Origin of the sequence: Propionibacterium acidifaciens (assembly GCF_003798325.1) — a bacterium.
GTDB classification, from domain to species: domain Bacteria; phylum Actinomycetota; class Actinomycetes; order Propionibacteriales; family Propionibacteriaceae; genus Propionibacterium; species Propionibacterium acidifaciens.
The window spans coordinates 2490053-2506226 of sequence record NZ_CP033719.1; the positions used below are offsets into that span (position 1 = coordinate 2490053).

The 16174-nt window shown below is 72.3% G+C and carries 9 protein-coding genes; 8 read left to right on the top strand and 1 reads right to left on the bottom strand.

Features of this window, described 5'->3' with window-relative positions:
- Positions 1 to 11 precede the first annotated feature (11 nt).
- Positions 12 to 566: a hypothetical protein gene (locus EGX94_RS10660; RefSeq protein WP_123826281.1), complete on the bottom strand. Its 555-nt coding sequence runs from the start codon at positions 564 to 566 to the stop codon at positions 12 to 14.
- Positions 567 to 957: 391 nt separating this feature from the next.
- Here EGX94_RS10660 and EGX94_RS10665 point away from each other — a divergent pair, with 391 nt between their 5' ends.
- The 8 genes from EGX94_RS10665 (at position 958) to purH (ending at position 16156) form a co-directional block, all read left to right on the top strand.
- A complete protein-coding gene (locus EGX94_RS10665; RefSeq protein WP_021798792.1) occupies positions 958 to 2943 on the top strand; it encodes a serine/threonine-protein kinase in 1986 nt (661 codons plus the stop codon).
- A 285-nt stretch (positions 2944 to 3228) separates the two neighbouring features.
- The gene (locus tag EGX94_RS10670) at positions 3229 to 6222 is read left to right on the top strand and encodes a hypothetical protein (RefSeq protein WP_021798805.1); all 2994 of its coding nucleotides are present in this window, start codon (positions 3229 to 3231) and stop codon (positions 6220 to 6222) included.
- The gene (locus EGX94_RS10675) at positions 6219 to 7493 is read left to right on the top strand and encodes a type 1 periplasmic-binding domain-containing protein (protein WP_123826283.1); all 1275 of its coding nucleotides are present in this window, start codon (positions 6219 to 6221) and stop codon (positions 7491 to 7493) included. The genes EGX94_RS10670 and EGX94_RS10675 overlap by 4 nt, the downstream gene beginning before the upstream one ends.
- 62 nt (positions 7494 to 7555) lie before the next feature.
- Complete coding sequence (locus EGX94_RS10680) at positions 7556 to 11875, top strand: FtsK/SpoIIIE domain-containing protein (protein WP_021798806.1); 4320 nt, start codon at positions 7556 to 7558, stop codon at positions 11873 to 11875.
- A gap of 247 nt (positions 11876 to 12122) precedes the next feature.
- Positions 12123 to 12404, top strand: a complete 282-nt coding sequence (locus EGX94_RS10685; RefSeq protein WP_021798791.1) for a hypothetical protein — start codon at positions 12123 to 12125, stop codon at positions 12402 to 12404.
- A 284-nt stretch (positions 12405 to 12688) separates the two neighbouring features.
- Complete coding sequence (locus EGX94_RS13930; RefSeq protein ID WP_021798790.1) at positions 12689 to 13966, top strand: cell division protein PerM; 1278 nt, start codon at positions 12689 to 12691, stop codon at positions 13964 to 13966.
- 10 nt (positions 13967 to 13976) lie between these two features.
- Complete coding sequence (gene purN, locus EGX94_RS10690) at positions 13977 to 14603, top strand: phosphoribosylglycinamide formyltransferase (RefSeq protein WP_021798807.1); 627 nt, start codon at positions 13977 to 13979, stop codon at positions 14601 to 14603.
- Complete coding sequence (gene purH / locus EGX94_RS10695; RefSeq protein WP_021798796.1) at positions 14600 to 16156, top strand: bifunctional phosphoribosylaminoimidazolecarboxamide formyltransferase/IMP cyclohydrolase; 1557 nt, start codon at positions 14600 to 14602, stop codon at positions 16154 to 16156. Before purN ends, purH begins: the two co-directional genes overlap by 4 nt.
- The last annotated feature ends 18 nt before the right edge of the window (positions 16157 to 16174 follow it).

Here is a 16174-nt window from a genome sequence, read left to right on the forward strand (position 1 = left end):
AAAAACCCACTTCACTCTACCTTCGAGTAGCCGGTCTTCCGCGGACTGTCTTCCTTCTCGGCCTCGAAACACGAAGTGGTCATGTCATGGAGCAGCAACGAGACGTCCCCGCCGCGCTCATGCCGGGCATGCTGGGAGCACACCCCGGTGATCGTGCTGCGGTGGTCGTCGCCCGCGCAGCGGCGGAGCGCTCTGGTGAATGCGTTGCGGTGCGGCGCGGGCAGCCCGCGTCCGTCGATCGCACGGAGGCCGTCCGAGTTCGGGGCCGGTTCCACCGGACGCGCCGGCACGAGCTGGAAGAACGCCTCGTCCTCGACCGCTCGGGACCCGAGCCGGTCCCAGGCCCCGCGAATCGTCTCGACGAACAACCGGGAGGCCTGCCCCTGCACGGCCGCGCCGCCGCGTGATCGAGACCGGTCGTCCAAGGGGTCATCGGAACCGAGGTCAGGCTGATCCCTGACAGCCGGTTCCTCCCGTCCCACCGGCATCAACGCGGCAGGGCCGGCCTCCGTACGAGCCGGGCCCGGATGCTCCACGACACGACGCCGCCCGTGCTTCTTCTCCACGATCTGCACTGCAGGCGCCCCGAAGCGGTCCTCACCTTCCGCGCGAACGGGCGCATGAGCCACCATCCCATCGAGACCATATAGTGCCTCCCAACCGCCCACGCAAATCACGCCGACAAGCCCCGACGCACCCCGAACAGCTCAAACCAACGCTGAGGCGTGCAACTCGGGTCGGATCCGCTGGCCGCCCCGGTGCCCGCGAAGCCACGTTGGACGGGGTGAGGCGGACGAGTTGGATGAGCCGCCAGTCACCCTCGCGCCCGCCTCATCGAACCCTCGGAACGGACGCCGGGCCGTCAGGCCATGGGGGCGCCGACCGTGGGGCGGTGCGCCGGGCATGGATAATGGGCTGCGTGCCCGCGGACCGGCGGGTCGGAGCAGGCGGAGGAAGATGGTCGGTAAGAAGTTCGACGACGCCCTGGGTGCCTCGTACCGTCTGGTCGAGAAGGTCGGGCAGGGCGCCACGGGTGCGGTCTGGGCCGCCACCGACCTGCGCACGGGCGAACGCGTGGCCGCCAAGCTCCTCTACCCGCAGCACGCCGCCGACCGCGACCTGGTGGGGCGGTTCATCCAGGAGCGTGCCGTCCTGGAGTCCCTGAGGCATCCCAACATCGTCGGCTTCCGCGACCTCGTCGTCGAGGGCGAGCAGCTGGCGATCGTCATGGACTTCGTCGCCGGGGGATCGCTGCGCGACCGGCTCGACACGAGCCGGACCCTGCCGCCGGGCACGGCGCTGGCCGCGATGGCCGCCGTCCTCGACGCGCTGGCCGCCTCGCACGAGCACGACGTGGTGCACCGCGACGTCAAGCCCGACAACGTGCTGCTCGACCCCGAGTGGGGTCCGCAGGATCCGGGCGCCCTCAGGGTGAGCGACTTCGGCATCGCCTCGGTGATGATGGGCGATGCGAAGTCCACGACGGGACTCATCGGCACACCCGAGTACATGAGTCCGGAGCTCATCTACTCGGGCCGGGCCGGCTTCGCGTCGGACGTCTACTCGGCCGGCATCATGGCCTACGAGCTGCTCGCCGGGCGTACGCCGTTCGCCGGGCCCGGCACGGACTACGCCGTCGCCCACCGACACGTGCAGTCCCGCGTGCCCGTTCTCGACGTGCCGGAGCCGCTGTGGGAGCTGCTGTCGGGGATGCTCGAGAAGGACCCCGGGCGCAGACCCGGCGCGCAGGAGGCCGCGGCCTCCTGCCGGGAGCTGGTGCTCCTCGTCGCGCAGCTGCCTGCGCTCGAGCCGGTGGAGGCGCCCGAGGAGTTCGAGGGCGCCCACCCCATGACGGTGGTGAGGAGCCCCGGGGTCGAATCCGCCGCGGCGGAGTCGCGTCCCACCGCCGTCGTCGACATCAGCCCCGAGCCCGAGCTCGACGCCCCCTCCGGTGCCACTCGGCTGCGGCCCGTCACGCCGCACCAGCCGGAACAGGTGCAGTTGGGGACGACGGGGGCCGAATCCGCGCCCGGCCCGAGGCGTCCCGGCAAGCGGATGGTGTCCCTGATCATCGGCGCCGCCATGGTGCTCGTCGGGGTGAGCGCCTTCGCGATCCTCCGCGGCGGCGGGCACCTCTTCCCGCCCCACCGCAGGAACTCCGGTCCGGTCAAGGCGAGCCAGCAGGACCAGGCCCTCCCGACGGGGCTGGGCATCCGGCGCGAGGCCGGCTACGACGCCTCGTCCGGGTCGGTGAACCTGACCATCACCTACACGGCGCAGAAGGCCCCCCTGGAAGGGCCGTTCCTCGAAGTCGTCCCCGGTGCCGCCGACGGCGCGGCCTGCCCGGACGTCACCTGGCTCGGCGGGGCCCGGGCCGGCCACAACCTGACGACCACGAGCGGTCTGAGCGTCGACTGCGGCTGGTCCGTCGACCCGGGGCAGGTGCCGGCGGGGCAGAACCTCCAGGTGCAGGCCCAGGTGCCCGTGACGTTCGACGACGGCGACGAGGAGTCGGCGGTGCAGGCCTGGCTCGACCGGGCCGCCGCCGCGACGACGGCGGCCGTCACGGACTCGAGCGTCGAGTCGACCCACTACCCGGTCCAGCGCCTGCAGGACATCACCGTCAAGACCCCCGACAAGGTCGTCAACCAGTCCGGCCTGGAGATCTCGCTGCTGCCGGTGTGGCCCAGCGGGCAGGACGACCTGAACCCCCTGTACAAGAGCCCGTCCACCGGCAAACCCAGCTCCATGCTCGAGGCCGTCGCGGGAGGGGAGTCCGGAGTGCGCTTCTCGGACGGATGCGCCGGCGCGCTCACCGTCACGAGCGACGGCCTCAACGTGGCGGCCCAGCAGGTGGCCGATTCGTGCACGGTCGACGCCCAGGTGGGCAACTTCACGGACCTCACGAGCAGCAGCTTCCAGATCGCGGCGCACGGGAGCTGAGCCGCACCCCTCCGGAGGTGATCGGATCGGGACCGTCCCCTCCTCGCGGGAGGGCCCCGGTGCCTCCCCCTGATCGGGGCAGGGCTGCGGCGGGCGTCCCCGTCTCTCTGGGAGCGCCGCCCGGCTGCTCCTCGTCCGTGGTCCGACCGGACGGGCCGTCTCCGTCTCACTGGGAGAACGCTGTGGACGGGCCATGATGATCCCGTAGACTCGATGGGTGTTTTCCCGGTCGAGGTGCGCGGGATGCGGCCGCGCCGAGGCCTCCCACCCCCTGGAAGGAACGCAATGGGCACTCATCGTGGCAGCCGTCTGATCCATTCGTCACGGCGGACGCGCGCCGGTCTCGCCGCGGCGGCCATCGCCGCCCTGGTGGCGGGCATGGCGATCAGGCCCGGCACGGCGCTGGGCCAGGGCGACTCCCTGCTGCGCGCCGTCGACGTCACCATGTCGGGCGACGGCACGATGACGGCGGTCAGGGCCACGAGCATCACGACGAGGTCGAACCGGTCGAGCAGCTCCTCGTCCGACGAGTTCTCCCCGTCCGAGACCGCCGACGACCTCCCCGCGCGCGTCACCACGAGCTACCGGACCGCGGACTCGTCCGGCAGCGACCTGTCCGAGCTCAACGGCTACAGCGGCAAGGTCGTCATCGACGTCTCGATCGAGAACCTCACGCTCGTCGCCCAGCAGGTCAGCTACGACATGGACGGCAACTCCTACAGCACCAGCGCGCTCGTCGGGGCGCCGCTGACCGTCGTCGCCTCGGCCTCGCTCGAGGGCACGGGCGCCGGCGACGTCATCGTCGAGGGTGATGGCGACACGACGAACGGCCTGGTGAGCATGGACTCCGACGGCAGGACCCAGGTGCAGTGGGCCGACCTGCTGGCCCCGCCGATGATGCCGGCCAGCGCCGATCTGCGCCTTGTCGTCGACGCCAAGAACTTCTCGAGCCCCGACTTCTCCATCTCGGTGCAGCCGGGACTGGCCACCGACTCCTCGTCGAACTCCCTGCTGGACGCCTCGTCGCAGATGAGGGCCCAGATGGACCTCGAGGAGCGCACCATCGAGCTCGCCGCCCAGGTCAACCAGGTGCTCGCGCAGACCTCCTCGACGATCCAGGACGTGCGCTCCAGCCTCGACACCTCGGCCGAGACGATCGGCGCCCAGACCCTGTCGAACATGCAGTCCAATGCGCAGAACCTGAGCGGCGCGATGACTTCGGTCGGCAGCCAGCTCGACGGCCTCAAAGGCGAGCTGCAGAGCGCCTCGGCGCAGAGCTCGTCGCAGACCCTCGCCCAGCTGACCAGCAGTGTCGAGGCCATGAGCGCGATGCTCGGCGACACGAGCGGCGCGGCGCCCGACGGCCGGTCGACCAGCGTCTACGCGACGGTGCAGAACATCGCCGCCCAGCTCCAGGCCTACGCCGATGCCGGCGACGACCAGCGCGAGAGCGTCCGGGCGGCCCTCGAGGCCGCCATCGGACCGTCGGAGCCGAACGAGGAGAACTGCCCGGCGGCCGCCACGCCAGCCGCCCCCCAACCCACGAGTGGGGCGTCCGGGCCGACCGGGGACGAGACCCCTCAGGGAACGCCGTCCTCGAAGGCGCCGTCCTCGGGCGCGGCCGTCGGCCAGGAGGCCGGCGACGGGCAGTCGAGCAGGCCCTCCGAGGCGAGCGCCACCGGCTCGGCCTCCTCCGAGGCCCTGCCCGCGACGTGCGCCCTCTACCAGGGCCAGCAGTCGCTGAACGCCGCGATCTCCGACTTCACCACGGCCGCCAGGAGCGCCGTCGACGGGCTGAAGGGATCGGCCCAGGACACGGCGCAGCAGGCCTCGAGCCTCGCCACGGCCGCCGGAGGCGCGCTCGCGCAGGCCAACACCGTCGTCGGCGACGTCCAGGCCGTGAAGAACGCCCTGCCCGACGACTCCGCCCGGGTCGACCCCGCGACCCCGCAGGTCGCCGCGCTGGGCGCGAACATCGACGCCCTGAACACCCGGATCACCGCGCTGGGCACTGCGATCGACGCCGCCAAGGCGAAGGCCGATGCGGGCAAGGCCTCGAACGACTCGGCCTCGGCAAGACTCGGGGACGTGACGAAACAGGTCTGCCAGATGAGCGCCGCCGACCGAGCGAAGCTCATGCCGCTGCTCAGCACCAAGGACTGCAACGGCGACGCCCAGACCGGCGACGCGCAGACCGGCGACGCGCAGACCACGTCCGTGGAGGCGCTGCTCGCCGACGAGGGCGCGACGTGGGGCGATCTCAGCAGGACCCTCGACCGGAACGACACGACCGGCGGCGCCGGCAAGGCGCTCAGTGACGCCACCGCGACCTACCAGCAGCTCAGGTCCGACTACGACGCGCTGACCGCGGGCGGACAGGCCGGGGGAGCGGCCTCCGCCTCCCCGACGTCCCCCTCGCCCTCGACGGGCTCAGCGTCCCCCTCGCCCTCCTCCACGGCCACCGGGAACGCCGGTGGACAGGCCGGTGACGGCGAGCTGGACGCCGCGATGGCCAGGCTGACCGACAGCGCCGGGGAGATGCAGCGGCAGTCCAGCAGCCTCGACGACATGGCCGCCGAGCTCAGCTCGACCGCCGAGAAGCTCAACCACAGCGTCAACGCCTTCGACGGGCAGCCCAGTGCACTGGAGCAGGCGATCTCCGCCGCCGAGCTGGCCCAGAAGAATGGCGATGGCGCCCTCGACGAGCAGATCCGCCGGATCGGCTCCGCCAAGGACGGCAGCGGCCAGTCCGCCGACCAGGACGTCTTCGACCGGTCGGCCCTTGACCAGCAGGCCCAGCAGATGACCGACCAGGCCAAGTCGACCATCGACGCCCAGAACCAGCAACTGGCCAACGGTTACACGCAGGCCCAGCAGTCCATGGACAGCGCCACCCAGCAGGCCCAGCAGTCCGTGGCCGACTCCGTCGACCAATCGGCGGCCGACCTCGCCGGTGCGAACGCGCTGCTCGGCGACGACATGGCCAAGCTGCTGGCCGACATCGGCGATCCCGAGGCGGCCGGTTCGGGTCTGCTCGGCTCGCTCGGCAAGAATGCCGCCTTGGCCCAGGCCGCCGACACCCAGCTGGCCGTCGCCAGCGGCACCATGACCGGCTACGCGAACGTGCGCAGCGCCGATCTGGGCGGTCTGCTGCTGCGCCAGGCGCAGATGAGCGCCGCGCTGGAGCGGCTCGACGCGCTGCCGCTGTTCCAGATGCGCAAGCCCAGCGGCGGGACGACCGGCTCGGTCTACACCTTCTCGATCGAGAGCTCCCGATGAGGGCCCGCCCCCCCGGCGGCCGTCGGGCCGCCGCCCTCGTCCTCGCCGTGGCGCTCGGCGTGAGCGGCTGCAGCGGCGACCGGGGCGGCCAGGACGACGGGTCCGGCGGGACGCCGGCCCACCCCACCGAGCTGGCACTGCGCATCAGCGGCGTCCCCTCGCACCTGAACATCGGCGTCATCGTGAGTCTTGGCTCCGGCGAGCTCGAGGGATCGCAGTGGGCCGACAACGCCAACGGCGCCGAGGTCGCCGCCTACCGCCTCGGGCTCGGCGGCACGGAGGCCGAGTTCACGACCGTCGACGACCGGGGGGACTCGGCCGAGGCGGCGGACGCCGTGCAGGCCCTGTCGGACGCCGGAGTCATGGGCATCGTCATGGCCACCAGCGGCGACCACATCGACGCCGCCCTGGCCAAGGCCGATGAGCTCGACATGCCCGTCATCGCCCCGTACGAGCAGTCCACCGACTCGCTCGGGGCCGACGCCTGGATCACCGGGCCGAGCGCGGGCCAGACGCGCCGCGGACTCGGCGACGCCCTCGCCTCCCAGAGCGCCACGAGCCCGCTGCTCGTCGACGCCGGCGGGGGAGGCGTCGACGGCATCGCCTACGTCGACAGCGTCGACGCCTCGGCCGAGGACTTCGCGTCCACCGTCGAGGGCAGGATCGAGTCGTCCGGCGCCGACTCGGTGGTCGTCTCCGGGCAGGCGTCGCGCCTGGGCACGGCCGTCGCGGGCCTGCAGAACGCCGGTGTCACGGTGCCGATCATCTGCACCCCCGACGCCCTGAGCTCCCGGTTCTCCCAGTCGCTCGTCGACAGCGGCGCCTCGCTGTCGGCGCCGCTGCTCAGTGCGGGCGCCGACACGGGCGATGCCGCCGCCCTCACGAGCGACGCCGACGGCGATGCCGTCTCGGCCTATCTGTCCGGCGTGCGTGTCGTGGCGTCCCAGCCCGACACCAAGGACCTGTCCGGCGAGCGGAGCTTCAACGAGGTCTCCCAGGCCGCCGATGTCGCCTCGCACGACGCCGTCGTCGTCCTCGCCGACGCCGCCGCCGCGGCCGGCAGCACGAAACCCGGCAAGGTCGCCGAGGCCATGAACGGGCTCAGGCCCGACCACGGCGCCGGCCTGGCCGGAGCGGCGCTCGACCTGGGCAACCACGCCGGCCTGCCCGACGCCTCCGTGCACGCGCTCAGCGCGACCTCGCAGGATTTGGGCCTGCGCCCGGACAGCGCCACCCGCAATCTCGTCTGGTTCAGGACGACGAACGGCTGAGGGGTCGCCCGCGGGCGGCCCGACGGCGCGGCGGCCGCGTCGGCGAAGGGGAGTGAAGCACTGTGCGACTGATCGTCTCGGCGGGCCCGACCGCGCACGAGATCGACCTCACGAAGTTCGCGCCGGACGCCTGCCTGGCCGATCTCGTCGAGGCGGCCGGCCAGCAGCGCCCCGGCGATGACGAGAGCGTTTGGGTCGACGACGTGCGCTGCGGCGCGTCCGACAGGATCGACGACGTCACCCTGCTCGAGGGCTGCACGATCGGCTCCGAGCCGGTGCGCTCGTCGGCCAACCTCGAGGGCTGGACGGCGACCCTCACCGGCGGCATGCACGCCGGGGCCGCCGTCCCGGTGCCGCTGCGCCGCCGCCTCGTCATCGGTCGTGCCCCGCAGGCCGACATCGTCATCGACTCGCCCAGCGCCTCGTGGGAGCACACCCGCATTGTCCGCGAGGATGAGGGGCTGCGCGTCACCGACTGCCGCTCCACGAACGGCACCTTCGTCGACGGCATCCGCGTCGAGGAGGACGAGGGAGTCCTCGTGGAGCGCGACGCGCTGATCACCGTCGGCGGCGCCACCGTGCTGCTGCGCAAGGAGGGCTCCGAGCCCCTCGCCCCGCGTCCCGGATCGCTCCACAACCAGACCCGCGCCGGCACGGTCCCGTTCAACCGCCCGCCGCGCCCGGGCCAGCCCGCCCCGCCCGAGCAGCTCGTGCCCCCCGAGCGCAAGAAGGTCACGAGCTCCAGCAAGTTCTCGGTCGCCACCGTCCTGGGTCCGATCGTCCTCGCCGTGGGCATGGTCGTCGTCATGGGCAACCCCCGCTACGCGATGATCTCGATGCTCAGCCCGTTCATGGCGGTCTTCCAGTGGATCGAGCAGAAGCGCCGCTCCAAGAAGGAGAGGAAGGAGGAGGACGAGCGCTTCGCGAAGGCCTGCGAGCAGTTCACCACCGACCTCGCCGACGCCGTGCGCGAGGAGCGCGAACGGCTCCGCGGCGCCTCGCCCGACCCGGCCACCCTCGTCCGGATCGCCGAGCTGCCGGCGACGACGCTGTGGCAGCGCCGTCCCGAGCACCCCGACTTCCTGAGCCTGCACGCCGGGACCGGGACGAGCGACTGGACCGTGCCCGTCGACCGCAACGCCTCGCGCCATCTCGATGACGACGTGAAGGCGCTGATCGACGCGAGCCGAGTCACCGCGGCACCGATCCGGGCCGACCTGGCCGACTCGGGGGTCGTCGGCGTCGTCGGCGAACGCGAGGACGTCCTGGCGGTGGCCCGCTCGCTCGTCGTCCAAGCCGCCGTGCAGTCCGGTCCGGCCGACCTGTCCATCGGCGTCTACTGCGACCCCGGCCGCCAGCAGGCCTGGGAGTGGGCGACATGGCTGCCCCACACCCGCTGCCTCGGCGGCGTCGAGGACCGCTGGCTGTCGTGCGAGCGGTCCCGCTCGGAGACCCAGCTGCGCTCCCTGCGCGACGAGATCGACGGCCATCCGGTGCCCGAGGTGCTCCTCGTCATCGACTCCGACGTGCTCCTGGAGGGCCGCGAGGCGCCCGCCCGCGAGCTGCTCGGCCACGCCCGGGGCGCGACCGGCGACCGGGATGGCAAGCGCGTCAACCACGTGCCCGGCATCGTCATCGCCTCGGCCGTCGAGCAGCTGCCCGCGGCCTGCACGACGATCGTCGAGGTGCGCGAGGACGGCGCCGGCGTCGTCACCTACCCCAGCACCCGCACGACCATTGACGACGCGGTGCTGGCCGGCATCGACCTGCGGACCGCGCGCGAGGCCGCTGTGGCCCTGTCGCGCTTCGAGGACCCCGAGCTCGTCGTGCCCGGCGCCGCCCTGCCCTCGCTGGTGCGTCTGCCGCCGCTGCTGGGCATCGACGAGATCACCCCCGGGGGGATCGAGGAGCTGTGGGCCCACTCGCGGGGCACCTCCACCCCGATCGGCATCGGCGAGAACGGCCCGTTCGAGCTCGATCTGGTGCGGGACGGTCCGCACGGCCTGGTCGGCGGCACGACCGGTTCGGGCAAGTCGGAGTTCCTGCGGTCGCTCATCTCGGGCCTCGCCGCCCGCAACGACCCGACGAAGCTCACCTTCATCCTCATCGACTTCAAGGGCGGTGCGGCCTTCAAGCCCCTCGAGGCGCTGCCGCACACCATCGGCACCATCTCGAACCTGGACGAGCAGCTGGCCGACCGCGCGCTGCGCGCCTTGGAGGCCGAGATGGACTACCGCCAGCGCATGTTCGCCGCGGCGGGGGAGGGCGTCGACAACCTCGACGCCTATCTGGCCACCAATCCCTCCGAGCCGATGCCGCGACTGCTGCTCGTCGTCGACGAGTTCGCCATGCTCGCCAAGGACTTCCCCGACGTGCTCACCTCGCTCGTCTCGATCGGCGCCGTCGGCCGCACCCTCGGCGTCCACATGATCCTGGCGACCCAGCGTCCGGCCGGCGTCGTCAACGACGACATCCTCGCCAACACGAACCTGCGCGTGGCCCTGCGGGTGCAGAGCAAGGAGGACTCCAACAACGTCATCGGCGTGCCGCACGCCGCCGCGATCAGCCGATCCCAGAAGGGCCGCTCCTGGGTCAAGCTCGGCCAGGAGGACATCACGCCGGTGCAGACCGCGCTGGTCACCGGCCGCGCGGAGGCCGTCGACGCCGTCCAGATCGAGTACCGCGACGTCGTCTTCGGCGCCCCCGGCGGGAGCGTCTCCTTCGGGGGGACGAAGGGCGCCGAGGTCACCGAAGCCGACATGGACCTCATGATCGAGGCCATCATCGAGGCCTCCGACCATCTGGGCATCGCATCGCCCAGGCCGGTCTGGCCGACCCCGCTCGGCGCCCGCGTCGACCTGGCCGGCTTCACCGCCGACGATGGGCTCGATGCGGCCGACGCGCCCGGCGGACAGGTCGAGGAGGCCCAGCAGCCGGTCGTGGGCGGCACCGACGGCACGCGTGTCGCCCTGGGACTGTCCGACGACCCCGACCACCAGCGCCAGGTCCTCGCCCACTGGGACATGAGCCGCGGCAACGCCATGTTCCTCGGCATCCCGGGCAGCGGCACGAGCACCACCCTCATGACGGTGGCGCTCGCCCTCGCCGACGAGCTGCCGCCCGACGAGATGGACCTCATCATCCTCGACATGGGCGCCGGCGACCTGGCGCCGCTCCAGGCGCTGCCGCACACCATCGGCTACGCCGGGTCCGGCTCGGGCTCCCGCGAGCAGCAGACGCGGCTGCTGCGCCACCTCAAGAACGAACTCGACCGGCGCAAGGCCGATCCGACCGGCGACCGCCGGCGCATCGTCTTCCTGCTGGACGGCCTGGCGACTCTGCGCGACGAGTACCAGGACATCGACGGCATGGCCCTGCTCGACAGCCTGTACCGCGTCTATGCCGACGGCCCCGAACTGGGCATCTGGACGGCCGTGGCCACCAGCCGCGCCAAGTCGATCCCCTCCGCCGTCGACGAGGTCACCACCCAGCGCTGGCTGTTCCACCTCGCCGACCGCTACGACTACGCGCTGAGCGGCATCAAGGCCATCGAGGCCCCGCCCCCGGTGCCGGGCCGCTGCGTCGGCGCCGAGACGAAGCTCCAGACCCACGTCGCCACCCCGCACGGCGGCGTCGAGGCGGCGGTCGGGCTCGTCCGCGGCCGCTGGGGGAGCCCGGAGCCGAAGCGCAGCGTCGTGGCGACCCTGCCCACTGAGGTCGCCGTCATCGACTGCCTCGACGCGGCGCAGCTGACCGGCGAGCCGTGGCGCCTTCCGATCGGCCTGCGCGGCTCCGACCTGACGGTCGGCGCGCTGGAGACCTACGAGGGCGAGCACATGCTCGTCGCGGGGCCGGCCCGCAGCGGGAAGTCCACCGTGCTGCTCGCCGTGGCAGAGGTCGCCAGGGCCGCCGCGGCCCGCGATGGCGTCGAGCTGAGCGTGTGGGGCCTGTGCATGCGCCGCTCCCCGCTCGTCGACTCGCCCCTGCTCGACCAGGTGTCCGTCGGAAGGGACGGCGTGTCGGCCGTCACCGCCCAGCTGCGGCTCGCCACGGAGCAGGTGCTGCTGCTCATCGATGACGCCGAGCAGTTCGACGACAGCGACAAGTCCATCAACTCGCTCATCGAGTCGGGCATGCCCACCCTGCACATCGTCGCCGCCGGTCGTTCCGATGACCTGCGCAGTCTCTACTCGCACTGGACGAAGACCCTGCGCAAGTCGCGTTGCGGCATTCTGCTCCAGCCCAATGTCGACTACGACGGCGACCTGTTGGGTGCCCGGCTGCCGCGTCGGGCGACCGTGCCAGTGACCATCGGGCGGGGGTACATGTGCATGAGCGGCACCGTCGAACTCGTCCAGACCGCCGGACCGACGGCCCGGTGAGTCCGGCCATGGCGCCCGCGATCATTGTCAGGGGAGGATGGGGGTTGTCGCCGTGTTTTCCCTGAGCCTACATGATATGTCTTTGACTAGGCATTTCGTTGCTCCTGACAGCGGTCGGGGCGGTCGGCTCCCCGGTTCGCATCGTGGCCGCCGAGGTGGCGTCGACGCGGTGATCTGCCCTATGGTCGTGAGAACGGGCGTTCCAGCCGGGGCGTCTCAACACCACCCCTTGACAGATGGAGGCACGATGAGCGGTCGAGTACTTTCGACTGAGGCTGCGCAGAACGCGATCACGCAGATCAAGAGCATCACCGATGGCGGTCTGACGGATCAGCTGAACGGCCTGGAGACCCAGGGCCAGGTCCTGTGCGACAAGAGCAACTGGGACGGCCCGCTGGCCGACAAGTTCAGCAACGAGACGTGGCCGTCGCTGTCGAGCGCCCTGAAGCAGATGGTCGAGCAGATCAACGAGCTCCAGCAGCAGACCCAGCAGATCTCCAGCGACATCTTCAGCGCAGGCGGCGCCTGAGCCGATCGATCGGTGCGAGGGGGCGTCGCCCGGAGCCGTGGTGGCTCTGGGGCGACGCCCTTCTTCCTTCCCGTCTTCCGTGGGGCGGCCCGCGGCCGCGGGCGCGCCGAGTCCGGTTCCCCGGGCCCCGCCTCGGACCGTTCGTGCAGGCGGGCCCCGGCCTGCGGACGACCGGAGCGGGACCCCGAGGGCCGGCGCCCCGGAGCGGCCCCGGCGGACGGGAGGACCATCGTTCCCCGGGCCCCCGTCGTTGGGTATCGTCGGGGCCGATCACTGGAGGTGCGATGCCGTCTGTTGACCCGGGTCCCGACGAGGACGAGGAAGTGGCGGTCGAGAACCGCCGACGCGGTCTCCGCGCCGCCCTCGCAGGGCTGTCGTGGCGCAGCGCCGTCCTCGTCGGCTCGCTCGGCATCGCTCTCGCCGGCTGGCTGCCCCTTCTCGTCATCTGCGCCCTGGGCTGGGCCGCCGATCCGCGGATCGGGTTCGGCTCGGTGCTGACGGTCTCGACGCGCTTCTGGCTGCTGGCCAACGGCGTGCCGGCGCACCTCGGCAGGGGGCTGCTCACGCTCGTCCCGCTGGGGCTCACGGCGCTCATCGTCCTCATGGTCTGGCGCCTGTCGCGCGCCATCGCCCGGCGTGCCGCCGACGAGCTCATCGAGGGCCCGGTCCGTGCCCGCCGGCAGTCCGACCTGCGCGCCCTGTCCTGCCGCCTGGCCCTGTGGTTCGGCGGCTCCTACGCCCTGCTCCTCGGCATCGCGACGGTCCTCGCCGGCCAGTCCGCCGAGCTCGGCCGGGCCCTCGTCTGCGGGGCGCTCATCGGGGGCCTTTGCTCGCTGCTCGCCTCCGGCCGGGTCCTCGGATGGGCGCCCGTCGGCCTCAGCCAGGGGGGCTGGTCGGCCGGCGTCCTCGCCGGCGTCGGCGCCGCGCTGGCCGGCGCCGTCCTCGTCGGCTGCGCACGCCTGGCGGTCGTCCTCGTCGTCAACCACACGACCGTCACCGGGGCGCACGCCGCGCTCGGCGCCGGGGGGCCGGGATCGGTGCTGCTCGCCCTGGCCCAGATGCCCTGGATCCCCTCGATGGCCCTCTGGGCCTGCTCGTGGACGCTCGGCGCGGGCTTCTCGCTCGGGCAGGGCGCGCTCGTCGCGCCGATCGGCTCCTCGACCGGGGACCTGCCCACCATCCCGCTCCTCGCCGCCATGTCGACCGGCGACGCCCATCCGGCGATGATCGCCGTCTGGCTCCTTGCCGGCGCCCTGGCCGGCGCCGTCGGCGCCCACGTCTGCGTCCGCGCCCGTCACGACGATGCCCGCCGCGCCCTGCCCGAACGGGAGTTCCTCCCCGACGAGGGCGCCCTGTACGGACTCATCGTCGGCGTCCTCGCGGCCCTGTTGCTGTGCCTGCTCGCCCTGCTCTCCCACGGCGCGCTCGGCACCCGTCGTCTCACCGAGCTGGGGCCGCTGCTCGGACGGCTGCTCGTCCTGGCGCCCACGGTGCTCGGCGCGGGAGGCATGCTCGGGGGCTTCGCCACCGCCCTGCGGCTCGGTCGCGGGGGCAACGGCTAAACTGGCGCCCGTGGCCTATCGCGTAGTCGTCCTCGTCTCCGGGTCCGGCACGCTCCTGCAGGCCCTCCTCGACGCCCAGGCGCAGGGCCGTCTCGACGCCCGAGTCGTCGCGGTGGGCTCGGAGAACAGCAGGTGCACCGGTCTCGAACGCGCCCGCCGGGCGGGCGTGACGACCTTCGTGGTGCCCATGCCCCGACTGCTGGCGCGGGGCTCGGCCGAGCGGGAGGACTGGGACCGGCGGTTCGCCGACGAGGTGGCCCGCCACGAGCCCGACCTCATCGTCCTGGCCGGCTTCATGAAGCTCCTCGGCGCCCCCTTCACGGACCGCTTCGGCGACCGCATCATCAACTCCCACCCGGCGTTGCTCCCGGCCTTCCCCGGCGCCCACGCCGTCCGTGACGCCCTCGCGGCGGGCGCGACGGGCACCGGATGCTCCATCTTCTGGGTCGACGAGGGCGTCGACACCGGCCGGATGATCGCCCAGGTCCCCGTGGAGATCCTTCCCGGCGACGACGAACCGACACTGCACGAGCGCATCAAGGTGTCCGAACGCACCTTGTTGGTCAAGACCGTCAACGAGCTGGCGGCTCAGCACGCGACGGGCCCGCGGCCCGCCGCGAGAAAGGTCATGCCATGAGCGAGGACTCCACCCGAAACCCGATCCGGCGCGCCTTGGTCAGCGTCTACGACAAGACCGGCCTCGTCGGGCTCGGCAGGGCCCTGGCCGCGGCCGGCGTCGAGATCGTCTCGACCGGTTCCACCGCCGCGAGGCTCTCCGAGGCGGGGATCGAGGTGACCCCGGTCGAGGAGCTCACCGGCTTCCCCGAATGCCTCGACGGTCGGGTCAAGACGCTGCACCCGATGGTTCACGCCGGCATTCTCGCCGACCGCCGCCTCGCCTCGCACCGCGACCAGCTCGCCCGGCTCGGCGTGAAGCCCTTCGACCTCGTCGTGTCGAACCTCTACCCGTTCACCCGGACCGTCGCCTCGGGCGCCGACTTCGACGCCTGCATCGAGCAGATCGACATCGGCGGGCCCTCGATGGTCCGCGCCGCCGCCAAGAACCATCCGTCGGTGGCCATCATCACCGACCCCGACCAGTACGACGAGCTCACCGCGGCACTCGCAGACGGCGGCTTCACGCTCGCGCGGCGCCGCGTCCTCGCCGCGCGCGCCTTCGCCCACACCGCCGCCTACGATGCGGCCGTGGCCTCCTGGATGGCCGAGCGGACCACCGACGAGGGCCTGCCCTCCTTCACCGGCATCGCCGCCACCAAGATCCGCGACCTGCGCTACGGCGAGAACTCCCACCAGAACGCGGCCGTCTACGCGGTCGACGGCGCCAGCGCCGGTCTCGTCGGCGCCGAACTGCTCGGCGGCAAGGCCATGAGCTACAACAACTACACCGACACCGACGCCGCCCGCCGCGCCGCCTACGACTTCGACGAGCCCGCCGTGGCGATCATCAAGCACGCCAACCCGTGCGGCATCGCCGTCGGCGCCGACATCGCCGAGGCCCACCGCAAGGCCCACGCCTGCGACCCGGTGTCGGCCTACGGAGGGGTCATCGCCGCGAACCGTCCCGTCAGCCTGGAGATGGCGCAGACCGTGAAGAAGATCTTCACCGAGGTCATCGTCGCCCCCGACTACGAGCCCGCGGCTCTCGAGCTGCTGGAGACGAAGAAGAACCTGCGCATCCTGAGGGCCGAGGACCACCGCCCGGACCGGTTCATGTGGCGCGAGGTCTCCGGCGGCCTGCTCGTGAGCGACCCCGACCGCCTCGACGCCCCCGGCGACGAGGCCGCCGGCTGGCGGCTCGTGTCCGGCGAGCCGGCCGACGAGGCCACCCTCGCCGATCTCCTCTTCGCCTGGCGGGCCTGCCGCTCGGTCAAGTCGAACGCCATCCTGCTCGCCCACGACGGCGCCTCCGTCGGCGTCGGCATGGGCCAGGTCAACCGCGTCGACTCCTGCCGGCTCGCGGTCGAGCGCGCCGGCGAGCGGGCCAAGGGCTCCGTCGCCGCGTCGGACGCCTTCTTCCCGTTCAGCGACGGCCCGCAGATCCTGCTCGACGCCGGCGTGCGCGCCATCGTCCAGCCCGGCGGCTCGATCCGCGACGACCAGACCATCGAGGCGGCGCAGAAGGCCGGCGTCACGATGTACCTCACCGGCAACCGACACTTCTTCCACTGAACGAGAGAAGGTGCATGT